This window comes from uncultured Tateyamaria sp. (assembly GCF_947504105.1).
In the GTDB taxonomy this organism is placed as follows: Bacteria; Pseudomonadota; Alphaproteobacteria; order Rhodobacterales; family Rhodobacteraceae; genus Tateyamaria.
In genome coordinates this window covers 206,627-225,747 of sequence record NZ_CANNGP010000001.1, presented here as the reverse complement: position 1 = coordinate 225,747, position 19,121 = coordinate 206,627, and the positions used below count along the sequence as shown (strand labels likewise).

General features: G+C 60.0%; 25 protein-coding genes. 12 read left to right on the top strand and 13 right to left on the bottom strand.

Annotated elements, in window-relative coordinates; all coding sequences use genetic code 11:
* The first annotated feature begins 19 nt into the window (after positions 1 to 19).
* The 4 genes from Q1A75_RS01115 to Q1A75_RS01100 all read left to right on the top strand — a co-directional run bounded on the left by Q1A75_RS01115 (position 20) and on the right by Q1A75_RS01100 (position 2,819).
* Positions 20 to 799 (top strand): SDR family oxidoreductase, encoded by a 780-nt coding sequence (locus tag Q1A75_RS01115; protein WP_299591696.1) that lies wholly within the window; start codon positions 20 to 22, stop codon positions 797 to 799.
* Positions 799 to 1,926, top strand: a complete 1,128-nt coding sequence (locus Q1A75_RS01110) for a DNA alkylation repair protein (RefSeq protein ID WP_299591698.1) — start codon at positions 799 to 801, stop codon at positions 1,924 to 1,926. Before Q1A75_RS01115 ends, Q1A75_RS01110 begins: the two co-directional genes overlap by 1 nt.
* A gap of 226 nt (positions 1,927 to 2,152) precedes the next feature.
* Positions 2,153 to 2,524, top strand: a complete 372-nt coding sequence (locus Q1A75_RS01105; protein ID WP_299591700.1) for an HAD hydrolase-like protein — start codon at positions 2,153 to 2,155, stop codon at positions 2,522 to 2,524.
* A gap of 4 nt (positions 2,525 to 2,528) precedes the next feature.
* Positions 2,529 to 2,819 carry an HAD hydrolase-like protein gene (locus Q1A75_RS01100; RefSeq protein WP_299591789.1) on the top strand — a complete coding sequence of 97 codons (291 nt, stop codon included), beginning with the start codon at positions 2,529 to 2,531 and terminating at the stop codon, positions 2,817 to 2,819.
* Positions 2,820 to 3,015: 196 nt separating this feature from the next.
* Here the strand turns inward: Q1A75_RS01100 and Q1A75_RS01095 are convergent, their stop codons facing one another.
* The gene (locus Q1A75_RS01095) at positions 3,016 to 3,366 is read right to left on the bottom strand and encodes a DUF6404 family protein (protein ID WP_299638582.1); all 351 of its coding nucleotides are present in this window, start codon (positions 3,364 to 3,366) and stop codon (positions 3,016 to 3,018) included.
* A gap of 371 nt (positions 3,367 to 3,737) precedes the next feature.
* Between Q1A75_RS01095 and Q1A75_RS01090 the strand changes: the two genes are divergently transcribed.
* The 4 genes from Q1A75_RS01090 to Q1A75_RS01075 are packed head-to-tail and all read left to right on the top strand — an operon-like array spanning position 3,738 to position 6,884.
* Complete coding sequence (locus Q1A75_RS01090) at positions 3,738 to 5,084, top strand: sodium:proline symporter (protein WP_299591704.1); 1,347 nt, start codon at positions 3,738 to 3,740, stop codon at positions 5,082 to 5,084.
* Positions 5,085 to 5,120: 36 nt separating this feature from the next.
* Positions 5,121 to 6,209 (top strand): ABC transporter ATP-binding protein, encoded by a 1,089-nt coding sequence (locus Q1A75_RS01085; protein ID WP_299591706.1) that lies wholly within the window; start codon positions 5,121 to 5,123, stop codon positions 6,207 to 6,209.
* The gene (locus Q1A75_RS01080) at positions 6,206 to 6,553 is read left to right on the top strand and encodes a Lin0512 family protein (protein WP_299591708.1); all 348 of its coding nucleotides are present in this window, start codon (positions 6,206 to 6,208) and stop codon (positions 6,551 to 6,553) included. The genes Q1A75_RS01085 and Q1A75_RS01080 overlap by 4 nt, the downstream gene beginning before the upstream one ends.
* Positions 6,546 to 6,884 (top strand): Lin0512 family protein, encoded by a 339-nt coding sequence (locus tag Q1A75_RS01075; RefSeq protein WP_299591710.1) that lies wholly within the window; start codon positions 6,546 to 6,548, stop codon positions 6,882 to 6,884. Before Q1A75_RS01080 ends, Q1A75_RS01075 begins: the two co-directional genes overlap by 8 nt.
* A gap of 31 nt (positions 6,885 to 6,915) precedes the next feature.
* Here the strand turns inward: Q1A75_RS01075 and Q1A75_RS01070 are convergent, their stop codons facing one another.
* Positions 6,916 to 7,587 (bottom strand): YafY family protein, encoded by a 672-nt coding sequence (locus tag Q1A75_RS01070; protein ID WP_299591712.1) that lies wholly within the window; start codon positions 7,585 to 7,587, stop codon positions 6,916 to 6,918.
* A gap of 1 nt (position 7,588) precedes the next feature.
* Positions 7,589 to 7,963 carry a hypothetical protein gene (locus tag Q1A75_RS01065; protein ID WP_299591714.1) on the bottom strand — a complete coding sequence of 125 codons (375 nt, stop codon included), beginning with the start codon at positions 7,961 to 7,963 and terminating at the stop codon, positions 7,589 to 7,591.
* 212 nt (positions 7,964 to 8,175) lie between these two features.
* Between Q1A75_RS01065 and Q1A75_RS01060 the strand changes: the two genes are divergently transcribed.
* From Q1A75_RS01060 to Q1A75_RS01045, 4 genes are read left to right on the top strand one after another with little or no spacing between them, the layout of a single operon-like run.
* Complete coding sequence (locus Q1A75_RS01060; protein ID WP_299200556.1) at positions 8,176 to 8,394, top strand: twin-arginine translocase TatA/TatE family subunit; 219 nt, start codon at positions 8,176 to 8,178, stop codon at positions 8,392 to 8,394.
* A gap of 3 nt (positions 8,395 to 8,397) precedes the next feature.
* Positions 8,398 to 8,853, top strand: coding sequence for a Sec-independent protein translocase protein TatB (gene tatB / locus Q1A75_RS01055; RefSeq protein WP_299591716.1), 456 nt, complete (start codon positions 8,398 to 8,400; stop codon positions 8,851 to 8,853).
* On the top strand, positions 8,854 to 9,783 hold the full coding sequence (locus Q1A75_RS01050; protein ID WP_299591718.1) for a twin-arginine translocase subunit TatC: 930 nt from the start codon (positions 8,854 to 8,856) through the stop codon (positions 9,781 to 9,783).
* Entirely contained in the window at positions 9,780 to 10,622 is an 843-nt protein-coding gene (locus tag Q1A75_RS01045; protein WP_299591720.1) for an ATP-binding protein, read from the top strand. The genes Q1A75_RS01050 and Q1A75_RS01045 overlap by 4 nt, the downstream gene beginning before the upstream one ends.
* Here the strand turns inward: Q1A75_RS01045 and Q1A75_RS01040 are convergent.
* From Q1A75_RS01040 to Q1A75_RS00995, 10 genes are all read right to left on the bottom strand, one after another.
* Complete coding sequence (locus tag Q1A75_RS01040; protein WP_299591722.1) at positions 10,619 to 11,662, bottom strand: Hint domain-containing protein; 1,044 nt, start codon at positions 11,660 to 11,662, stop codon at positions 10,619 to 10,621. The genes Q1A75_RS01045 and Q1A75_RS01040 overlap by 4 nt on opposite strands.
* Positions 11,663 to 11,829: 167 nt before the next feature.
* Positions 11,830 to 13,032 carry a peptidoglycan DD-metalloendopeptidase family protein gene (locus Q1A75_RS01035; RefSeq protein ID WP_299591724.1) on the bottom strand — a complete coding sequence of 401 codons (1,203 nt, stop codon included), beginning with the start codon at positions 13,030 to 13,032 and terminating at the stop codon, positions 11,830 to 11,832.
* A gap of 68 nt (positions 13,033 to 13,100) precedes the next feature.
* Positions 13,101 to 13,751 (bottom strand): protein-L-isoaspartate(D-aspartate) O-methyltransferase, encoded by a 651-nt coding sequence (locus tag Q1A75_RS01030; RefSeq protein ID WP_299591726.1) that lies wholly within the window; start codon positions 13,749 to 13,751, stop codon positions 13,101 to 13,103.
* On the bottom strand, positions 13,748 to 14,530 hold the full coding sequence (gene surE / locus Q1A75_RS01025; protein ID WP_299591728.1) for a 5'/3'-nucleotidase SurE: 783 nt from the start codon (positions 14,528 to 14,530) through the stop codon (positions 13,748 to 13,750). The genes Q1A75_RS01030 and surE overlap by 4 nt, the downstream gene beginning before the upstream one ends.
* Positions 14,531 to 14,637: 107 nt before the next feature.
* A complete protein-coding gene (locus Q1A75_RS01020; protein ID WP_299591730.1) occupies positions 14,638 to 15,276 on the bottom strand; it encodes a class I SAM-dependent methyltransferase in 639 nt (212 codons plus the stop codon).
* A gap of 31 nt (positions 15,277 to 15,307) precedes the next feature.
* Positions 15,308 to 15,949, bottom strand: coding sequence for an SDR family NAD(P)-dependent oxidoreductase (locus Q1A75_RS01015; RefSeq protein WP_299591732.1), 642 nt, complete (start codon positions 15,947 to 15,949; stop codon positions 15,308 to 15,310).
* Between the two features lie 31 nt (positions 15,950 to 15,980).
* Positions 15,981 to 16,253 carry a hypothetical protein gene (locus Q1A75_RS01010; protein ID WP_299591734.1) on the bottom strand — a complete coding sequence of 91 codons (273 nt, stop codon included), beginning with the start codon at positions 16,251 to 16,253 and terminating at the stop codon, positions 15,981 to 15,983.
* A 129-nt stretch (positions 16,254 to 16,382) separates the two neighbouring features.
* Positions 16,383 to 16,793 carry a hypothetical protein gene (locus Q1A75_RS01005; RefSeq protein WP_299591736.1) on the bottom strand — a complete coding sequence of 137 codons (411 nt, stop codon included), beginning with the start codon at positions 16,791 to 16,793 and terminating at the stop codon, positions 16,383 to 16,385.
* 43 nt (positions 16,794 to 16,836) lie between these two features.
* Entirely contained in the window at positions 16,837 to 18,291 is a 1,455-nt protein-coding gene (purF, locus tag Q1A75_RS01000) for an amidophosphoribosyltransferase (RefSeq protein ID WP_299591791.1), read from the bottom strand.
* 117 nt (positions 18,292 to 18,408) lie between these two features.
* Positions 18,409 to 18,978 carry a hypothetical protein gene (locus tag Q1A75_RS00995; RefSeq protein ID WP_299591738.1) on the bottom strand — a complete coding sequence of 190 codons (570 nt, stop codon included), beginning with the start codon at positions 18,976 to 18,978 and terminating at the stop codon, positions 18,409 to 18,411.
* Positions 18,979 to 19,121: the final 143 nt, after the last annotated feature.

Sequence of the window (19,121 nt, the reverse complement as noted above, 5' to 3'; positions counted from 1 at the left end):
ACAGACAGGGAGAGCGATCATGGATCTGGGAATTGCGGGCAAGCGGGCGGTTGTGTGCGCCTCGTCCAAAGGGTTGGGCCTGGGCTGTGCCGAAGCGCTGGCGGCGGCCGGTGTGCACCTGGTGATGAACGCCCGTGGGGCAGAGGCGCTGGACGCGTCGGCAGAGGCTATTCGTGCGGCCCATGGGATCGATGTTCGGACGGTCGCCGCTGATGTGACCACGGCGGAGGGGCAGGCTGCCTTGATCGCCACGGCGGGGGATGCCGACATACTGGTCAACAATGCCGGCGGTCCGCCCCCCGGCATGTGGCATGACTGGGACCGCGAGGATTTCATTAAGGCATTGGATGCCAACATGCTGGCCCCTATTTCTCTGATCAAGGCACTGGTGCCCGGCATGATGGATCGCGGCTGGGGTCGGGTCGTTAACATCACCTCGCAATCGGTGAAGGCACCGATTCCCGTGCTGGGACTGTCAAACTCGGCCCGTGCCGGTCTGACGGGCTATGTTGCGGGCACGTCGCGACAGGTGGCAAACAAGGGTGTGACCATCAACAACCTGCTGCCCGGCATTCATGCTACCGACCGCGCGGATGCGCTGGACGGTGGCGTAGTCGCGGCCAAGGGCATCACGCTGGAGGAAGCGCGGGCCGAGCGCGCGGCCACCATCCCGGCGGGCCGCTATGGCACGCGTGAAGAGTTTGGTGCCGCCTGTGCGTTCCTGTGTTCGCAACATGCGGGCTTTATTGTGGGGCAGAACCTGTTGCTCGACGGTGGGGCGACGGTGGCAACGATCTGATGGCCAAGGCACCTGCGACCTTTTCTTTGAAAGATCAGCTGTTCAATGCGGACAGTCTGGGAGATTTGGCGGATGAGTTTGCGGGTGCGGTGCCCGGATTTGATCGCGATGCTTTTCACGCCGACGCCTTGTCGGGGATCGCCGAGCGATCGCTGATGGAGTGTCTGGACTGGTTCGCCGATTGTCTCGAGCCGCATCTGGCCGCTGACTTTCCTGCCATGGCAGATCAGTTGCAGGCGGCGATGCCGCCGCGGCTGGACCCGACACTACGCGACGACGACTTCGGTCGCTTTATTCATGCGGTGCCGGGCGTTCTGACGGTTCGGCACGGGTTGGAGAACCACCGTGAGCAGGCACTGGACCTGCTCTACGAAGCGACCCAGCGGTTTTCGATGGAGTTCTATATCCGTGTCTTTCTGAACCGGTGGCCGGACGAGACCTTGGCGCGGCTGATGACGTGGGCAGGGGACGACAATTATCACGTGCGTCGGTTGGTCAGTGAAGGCACGCGGCCCAAGCTGCCCTGGGCGCGGAAGGTCGAATTGACGTTGGATCAGACCTTGCCCCTTTTGGACCGGTTGCATGCGGACCCGACGCGGTTTGTCACCCGTTCCGTGGCCAACCACCTGAACGATGTGGCCAAGTCCGATCCGACTGCGGTGCTGGAGCGGTTGATGGCGTGGGAGGCAAAGGCGACGCAGGACACCAAGGAGCATGCTTGGATGCGCCGTCATGCGCTGCGGACGCTGATCAAGGACGGGCATCCCGGCGCGATGGAGATGCTGGGATATCGCGGGGATGCTGATCTGTCAGTGTCTGTTGATGTCGCCACGCCGCAGGTATCCTTGGGCGATGCACTTGAGTTTACCGTCACAATGGAAGGGGCGGAGGCGACGCCCGTGCTGGTGGACTACCGCATTCGCTTTGCGCGGCCCGGTGGGCGATCCGGCGAGAAGGTATTCAAACTGAAGGTGGCGGAGGTGAAGCCTGGCAAACCGCTGTTGTTGAAGAAGGTCCACAAGCTGAAGGCCAATGCGACGACCTTCGAGTTGCACCCCGGTGCGCATGGGTTGGTTGTGCAGGTGAACGGGGTCGATCGGGCGGAGGCATCTTTCGGCATTGTTTAGGGTCGGTTGGTGCACTCTTTGCTTTGCAAAATCGCCCACCCACCGACCCCGGTGATTCAACTGCGCCGTCCATAATTTGGTCCATATACCATGCATGTCAGCCCTTATGCCCCTGTGCCGACGAAGCTGGCTTCCTCTATGCCGATCTGGATGTCTGCTATGGCAACGGCAACAAGCTGTCTTTATCGTCCCAATTACCTCGAAGCTTCAAGTCTGGATACGTTGCGTGACAGTTCAACCAACCATTGTTTTTGACCTCGATGGCACGCTGGCGGATACCATTCATGATCTCGTCTCAGCTTTGAACCGGACGCTTGAACGAAGTGAGTTGTCTCCTTTCAAACCTTCAGACATTGCTTATCTGACTGGAAAAGGTGGGTTGCGTGCCATGATCGCGCATGCATTTACGACGAGTGACAGACAACTCGAACGAAGCCATTTGGAAGACCTCTTTGCAGCCACGGTCAAAGACTATGATCAAAACATTGCAGTTGAAACGAGGCTATATCCGAGCGTTCAAGCTTCTCTTGAGACCATCCACAGCAAAGGTTGGCTGTTTGTACGAATAAGCCAATTGGGCAAGCAAACAAGCTGCTAAGCCCATTGAATTCAATGGTCTCTTTGCTGCCGTAACCGGCGTCGATAGCTTTGAATTCAAGAAACCTGATCCAAGACATTTAATCTGGACAGTTGAAATGGCGGGCGGTCGAACAAAACAGGCAGTCATGGTCGGCGACACCCACACCGATGTTCTCACGGCTCAGAACGCAGGCATCCCGGTTGTTGCGATGGATTTAGGCTATTCCGATATTCGCGTTGAGAAATTTGAACCAGACCGCGTGATTTCAAGCTTTGATGACTTGTATTCGGAAGCGGCTGTGTTGGTCAGTTAAGCCCCAATACCTTACGAGTGGCCATTCGCTGCAACCGTCACTACGGCCCTGGGGCTCGAACAGACACGCGCTGCATTGTATTGACGGGCACGCGAGAAAGCAAAGCGTGCCATGAGTCTTCAGAGCATTGCTAAGCAGACCTTAACTGCTCCGACATAAGCAAGCTTTGGAACTGCTCTCCTCGCACCCTATCCGTTTACAGGTCTGCCCAGCGGCTCAAGGTATTTTTCCGGCGTGTAAAGGCATAGTAGGCCAACATGATGGCACCCAACACCGATCCTATCAAAACCGTTGTCGTCCAGAATTCGGTTGTGGATCTACCCTCAGGTATGCCGCCCGGCAAAGTCGATATCACCACAATCGATATGATGAAGAAAGAACTCTGGCCCAAGAAGCTACGCCAGAGGGGGCTGTAGTGAGGCAGCACAGGTTTCAAACCCAACATACGCAGAAACCGAATGTAGGGTGGGACCGCATTGGACGGCCAAACCCCCGCTTCGTCGAGTTCGCTCTTTGCCGCTTCAAAACGGCGCTGATAGTCAGACATGGCATTCACCCCCAACGCCAAAAAGTGTCGCACCCGTGTCGGTACCTTTCAATTGGCCGACAGGCGGGGTAGCGCACGTTCGCCCTTGCACCTGCGGGAAGTTGCCGAAACCTCGGCTTCCGTTAAACAGCGAGAGCAGACATTGGCATGGGCCCAAATACCGTAATTTGGGCTCTTTTCTGTCTCTAACTACAAGCGCGCTAGGACGTCTTCGACTCGACAGCTACCTGTTCCAGGGGATGCGGCGTGACGGAAGCGGGACCCGCCGGGATCACATGGGGAACCGAGCGGTTCACAAATATGTCAGGCGGGCTGGATGGGCCCGATCGCGCCTGTTAGGTGCCGGTAAACACACACCGAAAGGCCCTTACATGACCCCACTTGCCCTGTTCGTTGTTTTGATCGGGGCAAGCGTGGTGGCGGCGCCGCGCCGCGTGTCGATCGAGGGGTTTTATGCGGGCCAGGTGGCGGGGCAAGCCCCGGGGCTGTGGGTTCTGGTGCTAAGCCAGGTCACCACGTGGATTTTTGCTCGCAGTTTGATGAATGCCGCGATCCTTGGCTATTTCTACGGCATTGCAGGTACGCTGGCTTACGCGGCCTACTATGGCAGCTTCCTGACTGGTGGTTTCATCGTGGCCCGCTTGCGCGCGCGTGGCGCAGCTTCTGTGCAGGACTGGTTGCAGGAACGGTTCGGAGTGCGCGGGACCGGAGCCTATAACATGGTTATCGCCCTGCGTCTGCTGTCCGAAGTATTTGCCAATCTGCTGGTTGTCGGGTTGATTGCCAGTGCCGTGATCGAGGGCAGTGACACTTGGGCGATCCTGATCGTGGCCGTGGTCGGGCTTGCCTATTCCGCGTGGGGCGGATTGAGCGCGGCCCTGCGCACCGACGTGCTTCAGATGTCCGTCTTCCTTGGCGTTTTTGGTGTTGCCTTGCTGTATCTCGTGCTGAGCCCGGGCTTTTCGTTGGGTGCAGTGCTGACCGCTCCGGGGACGGCGGGAGCCTGGAACGGCTGGGTGTTGCTGGTGGTTGCGGCGCTGCAGGTGTTTTCCTATCCCGCCCATGATCCAGTGATGATGGACCGGGGGTTCATCGCGGATGAGGAGACGACACGTCGGTCGTTCCTGCATGCGTTTTGGCTATCCACGTTCTGCATCATCGGGTTCGGGTTCTTTGGCATTCAGGCAAGCCTTGTTGGAGCAGAGTATGAGAGCGAGCTGATTGGAACGTGGGGTGTGATGTTCCCGGTGTGGGTCTTTGCCCTTTTGATGCTGTCGCTGCTTGTGTCGGCGCTGTCGACGCTGGATTCAGCCTTGTCCTCTGCGACCCGGTTGGTGGTTGAGGAGTTGGCGCTGGTCCCGCGTACGCTGATGGCCGGGCGGGTCGTAATGGTCGTGTTCATGGTGTTGGGCGCAGTATTGACCCTTTGGGGCAATGCAACGCTGTTTGATGCCGTGGCCGTCAGTGGCACGGCATCAATGTTCCTGACACCGGTGCTGATCGTGGGTCTGGTCATGGGCCTGCGCGTGCCGACGTGGTCTTACCTGGCCGCCTTTGCCGCTGCCATGCTTGGGGCCTTGGCCTATTTCGGGCGCGCGTGGCCTGTCTTTTCTTCCGTCTTACCGGAAGGCCATAAGTACGAGCAATTGCTGGTGATTTGTGTTTTCGTTCTGGTCGCCGGCTTTGCGGCAGTGCTTGCGGGCGCGCGCCGGGACTGATACGTCCCGACTGTTTTGATCGGGTATGGGGACGCCGTGACTGCACCTCGGCTGGAAATTCGCAATCTTGTGCGCAGCTTTGGAGGGCGGCGTGTGGTCGATGGGGTGAGCCTGTCGATCCAGCCTGGGCAGGTGACGTGCCTGTTGGGACCCTCCGGGTGTGGCAAGTCGACGACCCTGCGCATGATTGCCGGGGTCGAGATGCAGGATTCGGGTGAGATCTATGTCGATGGCAAGCTGATCTGTGACACGCGGTTTCGTGTGCCGCCTGAACGGCGCGAGATTGGCTTGATGTTTCAGGACTTTGCCCTTTTCCCGCATCTGAGCGTTGAGGGCAATATCGCCTATGGCCTGTCGGGCAGTCGTGACGAAAAGCGCGCGCGTGTGGTGGAGATGTTGGAGCGGGTGCGCATGTCGCGCTTCATCGACATGTATCCGCACCAGTTGTCGGGGGGCGAGCAGCAGCGCATCGCATTGGCCCGTGCTTTGGCGCCGCGTCCGCGCATCATGCTGATGGACGAGCCGTTTTCCGGCCTCGACAATCGGTTGCGCGACGGTATTCGGGACGAGACTTTGGCGATCCTCAAGGAAGAGGATACCGGCGTTTTGTTGGTCACGCATGAGCCGGAAGAGGCCATGCGCATGGCCGATGAGATTGCCCTGATGCGGGATGGTCATATCGTGCAGCAGGGTGCACCGTATAATGTTTATACCCGTCCAGTGGACCGCGCGTCTGTTGCATTTTTCAGCGATGCCAACAGGTTGCGGTCCGTTGTGGAAGGGGCCTTGGCGATAACGCCCTTTGGTCACTTCTTGGCCCCGGGTGTGGCGGATGGCACGCAGGTGGATATCGTTTTTCGCCCTCAGCATGTGAAGATCGACTTCGACCGAGCGGGGATTGGTCCCAGTCCGACAGCGACGGAGGGGACGGCGGCGCGGGCCCATGTGGTGCGGGCGCGGTTCATGGGCAATGAGAGCCTTGTGGAGTTTCGTCTGGATGACGGGGTTGCCCAGATCAAGAGCACCGTGCCGGGCGTGTTTCTGCCGCAACCCGATACCGTGATGTGGCTGCGCGTCCGGCGCGACAAATGCTATGTATTTCCAAGTGCGGAGGCGGCGGAATGAGCGGGCCGATGATTGTGGAGTTCGGCCTGGGCACGTCCCTGCGCCGGGGCAGCTATACCGAGGCGGCGGCGCGGGCTGTGCGCGCGGCGTTGTGGCGCAATTCGATCAACTTGGCCGAATACATGGGCGTTGGCAAAGAGGATATGCGGATCAAGGTGCATATCGGGTGCGCCAAGCCGGAGCTGGTGGACACGGCTGTGCTGGCCGACGTGTTTCCTTATGGCGAGACCTCGTTCGTGGTTGAACAGGGGGGCCTTGACGTTGCGCGGCCCGAAGGCACGGGAAATCCGACGGTGATGGCACAGGCCGCGTTGATCGTGTCGGTGGAGGTTCCAAATGCCTGAGCAACGATTGATCATCGAGATGGCGCAGGGCGTGGACCTGCATGGCCGTGATGACACGAAGGCGGCGAAGCGCGCGGTGGAGCAGGCGCTGCAGGGCGCGTCCTTGCCGATCTTTGGCACATTGGGTGTGGACCGCGAGACGATGCGCATTGTGGTGCATGTGGCTGTGCCACGTCCCGAGGCCGTGGATGTGGATGTGATCGCAGGTTTGCTGCCCTATGGGTCTGTCGATGTGGTCGCAGAGCAGGGTGGGCTGGATGTGCCTGTGGCTGACGACGTCGCCGTGATGGCTGTCGCGGCCATCGAAGTGTTCCTGCCGGTGCGCGGTTGAGATTTTTCTGAGAAAAATCTGGTGGCGTGCGTCACAGGTTCGGGTCGTAATCTGACAGGCGTTTGCCAGGTTCATCCACGAACATTTCCGGCAGTGCCTCGGCCGACTGGATCAGGTCAACGCGGAAGACGCGGAAGTCTTCGCGTAGCTCGCACCACGAGGTCAGTGTCCACACGCGGCCCCAGTATTCCATGTGCAATGGGCGGATGGTGCGGGTGCTGATCCGGTCGCCTTTGGAGTTATAGGTTAGCTTCAGCTTCTGCTTGGCACGGATCGCGGCGCGTAGCGTGGGCATCTGGGCAAAGCCACGCACTGCGTCGGCAAAGGGGTAGACTGCAAACTTCCACTTGTCGGCTTCGGCCACGGTCCGTTCGGGCAGAACGGCGTCGATCTTGTCAGCCAGCGTGCGCGCCGCGGATTTGAGCGTGTCATCCGCCGCTTCTGCCACAATCGCCATGCCGAGGTTCAGCGCCTCAAGCTCTTCGGTCGTGAGGGTGAGCGGCGGCAGGCTGATCGCTTCGGTGATCATGTAGCCCACGCCGCGTTCACCCTGCACGGGCACGCCGGAGGCCACCAGCGTGTCCATGTCGCGGTAGATGGTGCGCACCGACACCTCGCAGACATCCGCGATCTCCTGCGCCTTGTGCAACTTGCCGTCGCGCAGGATCTGGATGATGTCAAAAAGGCGGTCGGTGCGGCGCATGCTACTCCTGTTGCAAATAAATGGGGGCGTGGCGCATGTCGATGCTGTCATGATCGATCATCGACATGACGGGCTGCGCTTCGGGCCGCTGGAACATTTCGTTTGCAGCCGTTTTGGCTGCTTCGAGGGATGTCCAGGTGATATGGTCCGTCCAGAGACCGTTTTCGTCAGACGACAGTGTGCGTGTGATCATTGCGCCGGTGCTGCGCAGAAAGGGGCCCATGCCATCTGCGGCAGAGATGAAAGACGCCGGATCGGTGCCGTCGACCAGCCGGAATGTTACGATTTCGGCGACAGGCTGAGCGCCGGCTGTGCCTTCTCCTGCGGTTGCGTGGGCAATGGCAGGTGCAAAGAGGGTGGTCATAGATGTGCGCATCGATATCTCCTGTGTTCGAGCGGTGATGCGCCGGGTTTAAGGTTGGCCAACTGACATTAACTTGTCAGTTGGCTGCAAGCCACAGGAATTTTCTTTCGGATTTTGCGTCTTCGTTACCGTCAAGTCGGCTGTCAGCCTTTTCGCAACTGCGGCAAAACCATAGAACACTAACCGACAGGCGGCATTCCGTCGCCAGAGATGGGAGAGACACCATGGGAATTGGAAACATTGGACTTCCGGGCCTGCTGCTGATCGCCGTTGTGGTGCTGGTGCTGTTTGGCCGGGGCAAGATTTCAAGCCTGATGGGTGAGGTCGGCAAGGGCATCACCAGCTTCAAGAAGGGCATCAACGAAGGCAAGGAAGAGCTGGAAGCGGCGCAAGCCGATGAGGCCAAGGACATTACGCCCGAGTCCGAAAAAGACAAGGTCTGATCCATGTTTGACCTTGGGCTGGCGGAATTGCTGGTCATCGGGATCGTGGCGCTGATCGTCATTGGCCCCAAGGACCTGCCAATGGTGTTTCGCAATGTCGGCCGCTTTGTCGGCAAGGCGCGGGGCATGGCGCGCGAGTTTTCGACGGCTATGAACCAGGCCGCGGACGAGGCGGGCGTCAAGGACATCCAGCGTACGATCAAGACTGCGACCAATCCGGTTGGTAGTGCGATGGACGGTGTGAGGGATGCGGCGCGCGATGTGACATCATCCTTGACGGACCTTGATCCTGAAAGCGAGACAGGAAAGCTGGCGGCGGACAAGGCCGAGCGGGCCGAGAACGCGCGCAAGATACAGGCTGCCACTGCCCGTGCACAGGCTGAGCGCAAGGCTCAGGAGGCTGCTGACGCGTTGAAAAAGGCGGAAGAACTTGAAGCACAGGCGCCGAAAGAGAGCTAGATGAGCCAGACCGAAAACATCGACGACAGCACTGCGCCACTGATCGAACACCTGGCCGAGCTGCGCACGCGGCTGATCCGGTCGGTGATTGCGTTCATCATTGCGATTACGGTGTTCTTTATCCCCATCCAGGGTGAGTTCATCGCGGTCCACGTACTGAACTTCCTGATGGAGCCGATCGTCGACACATTGCGCGATCTGGGCGACCCGTCGCCCACGCTGCAATACACGTCGCCCCAAGAGTATCTGTTCACGCTGTTCCGCATCTCGATGGTGTTCGGGTTTGCGCTGGCCTTTCCGGTCATTGGTTTTCAGATGTGGCGGTTCGTGGCGCCGGGGCTTTACCGGCAAGAAAAGAACGCGTTCCTGCCGTTTCTGATCGCGTCACCGGTCATGTTCCTTCTGGGCGCAAGCTTTGCGCAGTTTGTGGTGACACCGCTGGCGATGGCGTTTTTCCTGGGTTTTGCTGATGTGTCATCGGTTCTGGCGATTGTGTTTGGCAACCCGGAAAACCTGCCCGACGGTGCCGTGATTACGCCCGATGCAGCGACCGAAGGTCCGACAATCACCTTTTTCGGGAAGGTCAACGAGAGCCTTGATATCACGTTGAAGTTCATCATGGCCTTCGGCTTGTGCTTTCAGCTTCCGGTGCTGTTGACCCTCATGGGTAAAGCGGGGCTTGTCAGTTCCGAGGGGCTGGGCAACGTGCGCAAATATGCGATGGTTGGCATCCTTGTGCTGGCCGCTGTGGTTACACCACCCGACGTCATCACGCAGTTGATCCTGTTTACGGTTGTGTACGGTCTGTACGAGGTGTCGATCTGGCTGGTCCGGCGTGTCGAGAAGAAGCGCGACGCGCAGCTGCGTGAAGAAGGATACTTTGACGACGAGGATGACCTTGGTGACATGCCCGAGGAAGATCTGAAGTGATCGACGACCCCATGGACCGCATTGCAGCGGCGCTTGAGCGGATGTCTCCTGCGCCGTTGGAAACCCCCGATTTTGATGCGGCATCTGCCTTTGTCTGGCAGACAGGGCCGGACAGATTGGAGCCCGTCACGCAGGTGTCACGCGTGCCACTGGACTTGCTGTTGGGCGTGGATCGGTCCCGCGACACACTGCTTGCCAACACACGGCAATTTGCCCAAGGCCTGCCCGCGAACAATGCGCTGTTATGGGGCGCGCGCGGAATGGGAAAATCAAGCCTTGTCAAGGCAATACATGGTGCGCTTGAGGTAGAGCATCAGAAAATGAAGATTGTTGAATTGCACCGAGAAGACCTGCCTTCGGTTGGCCGTTTGCTGAATGTCTTGCGCCAAGCGCCGGATGCGCGCTTTATCCTGTTTTGCGATGACCTGAGCTTTAGCCACGACGACCAGCACTACAAATCGCTCAAGGCCGTGCTGGATGGCGGAATCGAAGGGCGACCGGACAATGTGATCCTCTATGCCACGTCGAACCGTCGCCATCTGATGCCCCGCGACATGATCGAGAACGAACGCGGCAGTGCCATCAATCCGTCCGAAGCGGTCGAGGAAAAGGTGAGCCTGTCCGACAGGTTCGGCTTGTGGCTTGGCTTCCATGCCTGCGATCAGGATCAGTATCTGGCGATGATCCGGGGGTATTGTGCCGCTTATGGCGTCACGGTTGATCAGGATACCCTGTGGGCCGAGGCTATCGAGTGGCAGGCCACACGCGGGTCCAGATCGGGGCGTGTGGCGTGGCAGTACTTCTGTGATCTGGCAGGGCGACGGGGCGTCAGGCTCTAGGCCGCGAGCAGATGCGCTTCGTACCCTTTCAGGCACGGCGCGCACATCGGGCCGTAACTGGCAAGATCCGGGAACAGGGTTTCAATTTCCAAGCGGGCATGGTCGCCGACAGCGCCCATGGCGATCGAGCCGGGGTAGAGTGTTTCGCTCCAGATTCCGTATGATTGCACGACGTTGTGCTCTTCCAAGAGGATGTGATGGTAGGTCACGCACCCTCCTGTCTTGCAATAGACTCCGTCCATGCACAGCAGGTCCTTTGCCCGGACCAGAACCTCATCCTGACCGAACAGAAGCTCTGCCCGCCAGTCACTCAGCAAGATTGCATGTTGCGGCGACACGATCAGATCGCGGTCGTTGCCCAAAGTCCCGGCAGAGATCACGACGGGGGCCAGATCGCCTGTTGCGGCGACCGTTGTTTGACCGGTCCAGAGAATGGGCTGTGGGCCTGATGCAGCGGTATTTACCAGATCACCTTCACTCAGGTCCTCGATTGCGCATGCGCCGTGGGGGGTGTTGATCTGCATTCCGGATGTAAAGCACACGACTGTGCCGCCTAGGCTGGTATGCGGAACCAGTTCACCGTTGTCGACAATCCCGCCGATGGTCAGGTCCGTATTCGGAGGGGGGATGCCGTCAGGGAAAACAAGGTAATACCCGTCCTCGTCCGTGGCGGACGCATCTACGCCGTCATTCAGGTCGTTGTCATTGTTCAGATCGACGTCGATGACGGCGATTTCCCACGTGGTCGTGCCGTCCGTAACGGTAAAGGTGTAATCCCAGATGATCTGCCGTTCGGTCCCGTCGATAAAGACCGTTTGCTGCCCGATCTGTCCGAACTGTTCCTGGGTCTGGACGGTTTCGTTGTTGGCACCGTCCCCATTGAAGTTGGTCGCACCATCGTTTTCGTTCACCACGAAATAGGTCGTGTCGCCAGAGTAGCTCCAGGTGCCGCTGGGGGCGAAGGCGTAGTTGTTCGCCGCCCCGTTGACGGTGGTTTGAATGCCGCGCAGGGCAAAGGTGTATCCGTAGAACACAGGCATGGGCCTGAACCAATCCAAATCGTTTCGTTGGATTGTTTCTGATCGCTCAACAGGGCGGAGTTAGGGCCTTATTCCGTGGTTCTTGAAGAATTTTGGGAATCTTTGCGGCAATTGCGGCGCATTCACCCGTGTGGGTGGCAATTGGCCACAATTGCCTTGGGCACGCTCTATTCGAAGAATGGGTTGGGGTTCACGCTGTCGAACCCGTCACGCACTTCGAAGTGCACATAGGCGGTATCGTCAGTATCACGCAGCTTTGCCATGGCCTGCCCCCGCGACACCGTATCGCCCTTCGCCACGGTCACATCTGTCACGTTGGCATAGACGGTCAGCAGGTTGTCGGGGTGGCGGACAACGATGATCGGAACACCTTCGGCGCTTTTTGTGATTGCCGCGACAGTGCCTCCGGCTGCAGCGCTGACAGCAGTGCCGGGGGCTGCCTGAATGTCGATGCCTTCATTGCGACCCTTTGCGTAGTCCCGGATGATCGTGCCCTGAACTGGCAGGGACATGTCGCCGGACTGTGCCGGGGCGCTGGCCTGACCCACATCGGCAACTGGCTTGTCAGGGTCCGGGGTGGCTGCTGGTGGGTTGGCGGTATCATCTTCGGGCAAGGGTTTGGCCGAACTGGGTGGCAGGGGGGTGGGTGTGCCAGCACCGGGTGCGGTGGTGCTGTTGTCGGCGGGTGCCGCATTGCGGTCAGGCGCGGCCACACGGGCCACTGGGATCAACAGGAACTGTCCTTCGCGTACGGCGAAATCGGCGCCAAGGCCGTTCCATTCGGCAAGTGATTTGGCAGGCACTTGGTAGAGCCGTGCGATTGTGAACGCGGTTTCGCCTCGTTCCACACGATGTCGTATTGGTTCTTGTCCGGTTTGCGGCAAGGGGGCGGTGGCGGGCGTAGTGGCAACGGGCGTGGGTTGTGCATTGTCGATCGCGTTGCCCGCCAGCGTGGTGACATCCACGGACGAAGGCTGGATCGGGCCTGTGCCCACGGCTCCCGTCGATGGCGACGGTTCCGACACACGACGGGGCAGGGCGATGATTTCGCCGTTGCGCAGAGGCACGTCCGTTTCCACGCCGTTGAAGCGGGCCAGTTCGGCGACAGGCAGCCCAACGCGGGTCGCCACATCCTGTAACGTATCGCCCCGTTTGGCGACTGCAACCTGGTAGTTGGGGTACGAGATGACACCACGGTCGTCTGGCTGTGGCCTGTCCACCGTTGCGTTCTGCGCAGCCTCTGCCGTGGTGAAACCACCACCCAGACCCCGCAAGTCAAAATCAAGCGGTTCTTCACAGGCGGCCAGCACCAATAAGCCACAGGTTGCAATCATCAGGGGGCCACGGGGGCGCTGTAGGGTCGGGATCATCTGCGTCGTCCTCTGCCGGACCCCTCGTAATTGGGGGCCTTTTCGGTTGAGCGCTCTTTACACCAGTTTCAGTCTTTGCCCAAGCCCTCGAGCAGGGGAACAAAGCGGACGTCGCGCAATTCATCATATTCGAGGCCGGTGGCCGTCTTGTGCACGCGGATCAGGCTTTGCACGGTATCTGACTGACCCACGGGCAGCACCATAATCCCACCTTCCTTGAGCTGACCCAGCAGGGGGCCCGGCGGGTCCTCTGCGGCGGCTGTGACGATGATGCGGTCAAATGGGGCTTGGTCCGGCAGACCAAAAGACCCATCGCTTGTGATTGCCGTGATGGTGTGCAGGTTCAGTTCTTCGAAGATGGCGCGCGCCTCGCGCACGAGCCGCCGATGCCGGTCGATGGTGTAGACCCGACGCGCCAGTTTGGCGAGGATGGCCGCCTGATAGCCGGACCCGGTCCCGATTTCGAGCACCTTGTCCCGGGGGCTGACATTCAGCGCCTGGGTCATCAGCCCCACCACCGATGGCTGGCTGATGGTCTGGCCACAGGCAATGGGCAAAGGCATATCTTCATATGCACGTTCGGAAAACAGCCCGCGAACAAAGGGGCCGCGGTCTATCTCTTCCATCGCGCCAAGCACCCGCTTGTCGGTCACGCCCTTGGATCGCAGGGCATAAAGGAACTGCATCTTGCGGGTGGCGAGATCGGTGTCGTCACTCATGTGGCGATGGACCCAAGCTGGTCCAGCATGTCATGCGCGGTGAAATCCGCGCGCATGGGCGTGACCGAGATGTAGCCATCCAGGTTCACGGCGGCGTCGGTATCGGGGGCCGTGGGGACATGCTGGTTGCCGCCCCGAATCCAGAGGAAGTTGCGTCCGCTGGGCGACTGCGTCTGTTCGGTATGGAACCCCACGCCGGGGCGCAGGCCCTGGGACACGACGCGCGTGCCTTTGACATCCGCTGCCGCGACGGGCGGGATGTTGACATTATAGAACAGTTGGTACCCGGGTTGGTCCTTGGGTGTGGCGGCAATAATCCGCTCAATGAGTGTCTTGCAGTGGGTAGCAGACGCCTCGAACGGGTCATCCAGCTCTCGGTTCGCGGGGCCAAAATACTGAGACAGTCCAATCGATAGCACACCCTGCAACGCCCCTTCGATGGCCGCGCCCAATGTGCCGGAATAAAGCGCGTTCTCGGCCGAGTTGTTGCCCCGGTTCACACCGGACAGGATCAAGTCGGGCGGACCCTCCAGCACTTGATGCAATCCAGCCAGGACGCAATCCGCTGGGCTGCCTTCAACCGTGTACCGGTTGGGCGCGATCTGCTGGAACATGAAGGGCCGCGCATAGTTGATGCAGTGGGCCACGCCCGACTGCTCAAAGGCGGGGGCAACGGTGGTCACATGCCCGTCCGGCCCGGCAAGGTCGACCGCGATCTGTTCAAGTACCTGAAGGCCGGGGGCCGAGATACCGTCGTCATTTGTGATGAGAATGCGCATGTGATGCCCCTTTGGACCTTACTATGGGGCCGCGCCGTGTGGAGCAACTGCCTCAGTCTTCGGCAAAGAGTTTTTTGGGACCGAGGAAGGCGATCGTTGCACACCCGCTACGGGCGAACGGCGATGTATCCGTGCGACACGCGGCTGGGTGGGCCGCTTTTGAAGGGGTGCGGGATGATGTCGGTAAATCCAGCGGCTTCCAACATGTTTCGGGCTTGGACCGGGGTGTATGCGGCATTCCCCCAGCGCCATCGGACCAGTGCCGTGCACCAATGCGGGCGGGACAGGGCAAGTACCAACATTCCGCCGGGCGCCAGTTGTCCATGCAGCCAGGCCAGGGCCGCTTGCGGATCGTCCAGATGTTCGACCACATGGGCGCACAGCACGACATCCTGCGGCGGTAGCTGATCCAAGGCTGCACCCAAAGGGGCTGCAAATGCGTTGGCACCGGGCAGGCGGGCCAAGGCCGTGTCGAGCATCGCTTGAGAAATGTCCGTCAGCGTCAGTGTGGCGGGCGCATCATGTGCGTCGAGCCATGCTTGCGCGAAGGCACCTGTGCCTGTGCCAACGTCCAGCACTCTTGGTCTGGTCTCGATCTGCGGCGCTGCCGACATCAGATCGGCATAAGCCGACAGAAAGCCCAGCCTGGAGATACCATCCTGCCAGCCGGTCGCTGCGGCATCATAGATGGATTGAAGTGCTCCGGGTCGCGCAGGTGATCTGGGCCGGTCAAATCGGGTCAGCATGGTCCCATTGGTCCATGCATGGCCATGTGATTCAACCGTTGATTTCGGACAGGATGCGAGCCGCTTCGACAGCCGGATCGGCGAGGGGAGACCGGTCCTCGCCGGGATGGAAGCGTGCGCGTGTTGCCGTTGGCATGGGCTGCGGCGTGGCGACATGCACTTGTGGGCCTGTCTTGGCCGTCTCGGCCTGCCAACTGCGGGCCAGCGCGATCTGCGCGGCCTTGGTCGCGCCGTATGCGCCGTAGAACGATTGGCCGGCAACCGGGTCATCCATGAACACAGCCTTGCCGGATGTGCCCAGCAGGGGGGCGATATACGTGATCAGTGTCGCCGTCGCTGCCACGTTGCCCGCGATGGACTTTGACATGTCCTTGGCGTCGATCATGCTGGTTGGGGCCAGCGGGGCGGCATGGATTGCGCAATGTACCCACATGTCCAGGCTGCCCCAGCGGTCAAAGATTCCACGGCATAGGGTCTGCATCGCCGCGTCATTGCCGATGTCCATGGGTGCAAGCGTTGCGGCACCACCTTTGGCGGTGATCTGGTCATCCAGCTCTTCCAGTGCGCCCGTCGTTTTGGCCACTGCAATGATGTGATGCGTCGGGGCAAGGGCCAGCGCCATGGCCGCGCCAAGGCCACGGGAGGCACCAGTGATAAGGGCAGTCTGTGTCATGGCCCGCTCTTGCCTTGTGGCGGGCCAAGGGTCAAGCGGCAGCCTTGGGCCGGTCGGGCAATGTAAGCGTGCGTTGGCCGACGCCTCCTGCCAGGACAACCCGATCCTCGCCTATGGCAATGACAGTGCCATGGCGGAACGTGTCGCCAACGCTGACCATGCGTGTTTGCCCTCCCGCCGTTCGCAAGAGTGCGCGGCGGCTGTTTTCTGTCCCGACAACACCCAGAAGCTGCAGGTTGCGCAGCGGTAGCACACCGTTTTGTGTCGCAAGATCTGCGGTTGTTGCGTTTGTCTCTTCGGCCATTTGCGTGTGTTCATCCCCATGAATCAAGGGGCGCGGCTAACATGGCTTTTGGCGAGGGGGAACGGGTCTTGGCGCTGATACGCAAGGCTTTGCCCATTGACGTTGAGGCAGTTGGCGGCGGCGCGCTGATCAGCTTTGACGCTTGGCTCTGTGATAGGTCAAGGTGATATGCGCAAGGTGCCAAACGGCGTGTGCATCCAGTGCAGTATCAAGGTCGAACCCAAGCGCTCGACGCCCATCATTGTGGAACTGGTTTGGATAGCGATTATCCATCTGAGTGGCCAGATCGGTTTTGCAATCAACGAATGTCATTAAGCGGTCCGGGATCGTTGGCGACCAGTCGACACGCAGGGTCGAACCGGTGCGTGGGCGTTTGGGCCGCCACGCGGGTTGACCCCATTTCAGGCTTTCATCAAGAGGGCCGATATCAGCGCTAGTCGCAACATCATGCACAATGCCGCGCAGGTGCAGGAAATGGGACTGTGCCGTTTCTGGCCAGGTAGCCGTTCGGTTCAATATCTCTGAAGGCGTAACATCCATACCGCACTATTGCCCGACCTAATGCCATTTTGCGGCAGGAGGGTTACTCTGCCGCCTTCATCTCAAAACCCTTCTCGATCATGTCGGCGGGTTCGACCGGGTACTCACCCGAGAAGCAGGCATCACAATATTGCGGACTGGATGCATCGCGCCCCTTGGTCTCGCCGACAGCGCGGTAGAGGCCATCAAGAGAGATGAACTTCAGGCTGTCGACGCCCAGATGCTGGCACATCTCTTCCTCGCTCATGGTCGCGGCGAGCAGCTTTTCGCGCTGTGGCGTATCGACACCGTAGAAACAGGGCCAAGCCGTGGGCGGCGAAGCGATGCGGAAATGAACCTCTTTCGCTCCAGCGTCCAGGATCATCTCTTTGATCTTGCGCGAGGTCGTTCCGCGCACAACAGAGTCGTCGACCAGAATGACCCGTTTGCCCCGGATCAGGGCGCGGTTCACGTTCAGTTTCAGGCGCACCCCCATATTGCGGATGCTTTCTGTCGGCTCGATGAATGTCCGGCCCATGTACTGGTTGCGGATGATGCCCATGGCGTAGGGGATGCCGGATTCCAGCGAATAGCCAATGGCGGCAGGTGTGCCGCTGTCGGGGACGGGGCAGACGAGGTCTGCCTCGACCGGGGCCTCCTTGGCCAATTCGCGCCCGATGTTTTCGCGAGTCTCATAGACTGACCGACCGCCGAGGATGCTGTCGGGACGGCTGAAATACACATGCTCGAAGATGCAGAAGCGGGGTTTCTGGGGACGGAAGGGGAACCGGCTGTCTACCCCCTTGTCCGTGATGACCACCATTTCACCCGGTTCGATTTCCCGCACGAACTCGGCCCCGATGATGTCGAGCGCACAGGTTTCCGAGCTGAGGACATAGCCGGTGTCGAGCTTGCCCAGCACCAGTGGGCGCACACCCAACGCATCGCGCACGCCGATCAGCTTGGTGCGGGTCATGGCGACAACCGAAAATGCGCCTTCGACCCTGCGCAGCGCATCTTCCATCCGCTCGGGGATATTGCGCTGCAGGCTGCGGGCCATCAGGTGGATGATGCATTCGCTGTCCGATGAGGACTGGAAGATCGAGCCGCGCTCGATCAATTCGCGGCGCAGCGCGTCAGCATTGGTGATATTGCCGTTATGGGCAATGGCCGCGCCGCCCATGGCAAATTCGCCAAAGAAGGGCTGCACGTCACGGATCGCGGTTTGCCCTTTGGACCCAGCTGTTGAGTAGCGCACATGGCCAATCGAAAGGGAGCCAGGAAGCGTTTCCATCACCGCCTGAGAGGTGAAGTTGTCGCGCACATAGCCAAAGCGCCGGGCCGAGTTGAAACCGTGTTCAGGGTGGTAGGCAACGATACCGCCCGCTTCTTGTCCCCGATGTTGCAGGGCGTGCAGGCCAAGGGCCACGAAATTCGCGGCGTCCATTGTCCCGAGGACCCCGAATATCCCGCATTCTTCCTTGAGTTTGTCGTCATCAAAGGGATGGGCAAGAGGCATTTGCGCTGGCGCGGCAAGGTCGGACAAGGGGCAGCTCCGAATCCGTGAATGGGATATGGGCGCGGTGTAACAAGACAGGCTGCCCCTGTCACGAAAGGATCACAAAGCAGGAGCAGATTACGCAGCGACAGTGTCCGGTTGACCAATCTTGCCTGCAGAGAGGGCCAGCATCGCGCGTGCGTCACCATAGCTGAGCTTGGGAAAGAAGCTTTCACCGGTCGTTGGCGCGGCATGGATCAGAAGGCCGGACTGGGCATAGATCATCTCTTCGTCCGCGAAATGCAGTTGAGTCAGGTCCGGGCCATTGAACAGGGTGGGGCGAATCCCGCGCCAGCCGCTCAGGGCCTTGACCGGGACAGAGACAACCGGCGCATCGATCCAGCGGGCAGGCGTGTGCAGCGCGATATGGGCATCCGCTGGCAGTGCGATCTCTGAACATGTCGACAGGACGCCGCCAGGGATGTGAACAAGCTGAGCGCTGCGGTCAGGATGGGTAATCGCTGTGATTTCGGCAAAACCGCCATCCAGCGTGGCAATTGCGTCGCCTGCCTGCAATGTGTCGACCGTATCCCAGCCGTTTTCAGTCTCGAGCAATGTGTGCGCTGTGACGGTGGCGCTGATATGCGGGATCGCGGGTGTTTTGATGGGGGTGATATCGGCAAAGGCGGCGTCGTGGTTCAGAAACATCAGTGTGTCCTCCGGTCAGATCGTGTTTGTGTTCTGGGGACCAGAACGCTCCACAAATCTGCCGCTTTTTGGTCACAACCACGGCCAAAGCCGGGCGCTGTTTCGCCATAGTCACCAGTGGGGCCGCGCGCGCCTTTACTCTC

Excerpts from the sequence above, each read along its gene's own strand:
- Q1A75_RS01115 (WP_299591696.1), top strand. The coding sequence starts at position 20 with ATGGATCTGGGAATTGCGGGCAAGCGGGCGGTTGTGTGCGCCTCGTCC.
- Q1A75_RS01110 (WP_299591698.1), top strand. The coding sequence starts at position 799 with ATGGCCAAGGCACCTGCGACCTTTTCTTTGAAAGATCAGCTGTTCAAT.
- Q1A75_RS01095 (WP_299638582.1), bottom strand. The coding sequence starts at position 3,366 with ATGTCTGACTATCAGCGCCGTTTTGAAGCGGCAAAGAGCGAACTCGAC.
- Q1A75_RS01090 (WP_299591704.1), top strand. The coding sequence starts at position 3,738 with ATGACCCCACTTGCCCTGTTCGTTGTTTTGATCGGGGCAAGCGTGGTG.
- Q1A75_RS01080 (WP_299591708.1), top strand. The coding sequence starts at position 6,206 with ATGAGCGGGCCGATGATTGTGGAGTTCGGCCTGGGCACGTCCCTGCGC.
- Q1A75_RS01075 (WP_299591710.1), top strand. The coding sequence starts at position 6,546 with ATGCCTGAGCAACGATTGATCATCGAGATGGCGCAGGGCGTGGACCTG.
- Q1A75_RS01070 (WP_299591712.1), bottom strand. The coding sequence starts at position 7,587 with ATGCGCCGCACCGACCGCCTTTTTGACATCATCCAGATCCTGCGCGAC.
- Q1A75_RS01065 (WP_299591714.1), bottom strand. The coding sequence starts at position 7,963 with ATGCGCACATCTATGACCACCCTCTTTGCACCTGCCATTGCCCACGCA.
- Q1A75_RS01060 (WP_299200556.1), top strand. The coding sequence starts at position 8,176 with ATGGGAATTGGAAACATTGGACTTCCGGGCCTGCTGCTGATCGCCGTT.
- tatB (WP_299591716.1), top strand. The coding sequence starts at position 8,398 with ATGTTTGACCTTGGGCTGGCGGAATTGCTGGTCATCGGGATCGTGGCG.
- Q1A75_RS01050 (WP_299591718.1), top strand. The coding sequence starts at position 8,854 with ATGAGCCAGACCGAAAACATCGACGACAGCACTGCGCCACTGATCGAA.
- Q1A75_RS01040 (WP_299591722.1), bottom strand. The coding sequence starts at position 11,662 with ATGCCTGTGTTCTACGGATACACCTTTGCCCTGCGCGGCATTCAAACC.
- Q1A75_RS01035 (WP_299591724.1), bottom strand. The coding sequence starts at position 13,032 with ATGATCCCGACCCTACAGCGCCCCCGTGGCCCCCTGATGATTGCAACC.
- Q1A75_RS01030 (WP_299591726.1), bottom strand. The coding sequence starts at position 13,751 with ATGAGTGACGACACCGATCTCGCCACCCGCAAGATGCAGTTCCTTTAT.
- surE (WP_299591728.1), bottom strand. The coding sequence starts at position 14,530 with ATGCGCATTCTCATCACAAATGACGACGGTATCTCGGCCCCCGGCCTT.
- Q1A75_RS01020 (WP_299591730.1), bottom strand. The coding sequence starts at position 15,276 with ATGCTGACCCGATTTGACCGGCCCAGATCACCTGCGCGACCCGGAGCA.
- Q1A75_RS01015 (WP_299591732.1), bottom strand. The coding sequence starts at position 15,949 with ATGACACAGACTGCCCTTATCACTGGTGCCTCCCGTGGCCTTGGCGCG.
- Q1A75_RS01010 (WP_299591734.1), bottom strand. The coding sequence starts at position 16,253 with ATGGCCGAAGAGACAAACGCAACAACCGCAGATCTTGCGACACAAAAC.
- Q1A75_RS01005 (WP_299591736.1), bottom strand. The coding sequence starts at position 16,793 with ATGGATGTTACGCCTTCAGAGATATTGAACCGAACGGCTACCTGGCCA.
- purF (WP_299591791.1), bottom strand. The coding sequence starts at position 18,291 with ATGCCTCTTGCCCATCCCTTTGATGACGACAAACTCAAGGAAGAATGC.
- Q1A75_RS00995 (WP_299591738.1), bottom strand. The coding sequence starts at position 18,978 with ATGTTTCTGAACCACGACGCCGCCTTTGCCGATATCACCCCCATCAAA.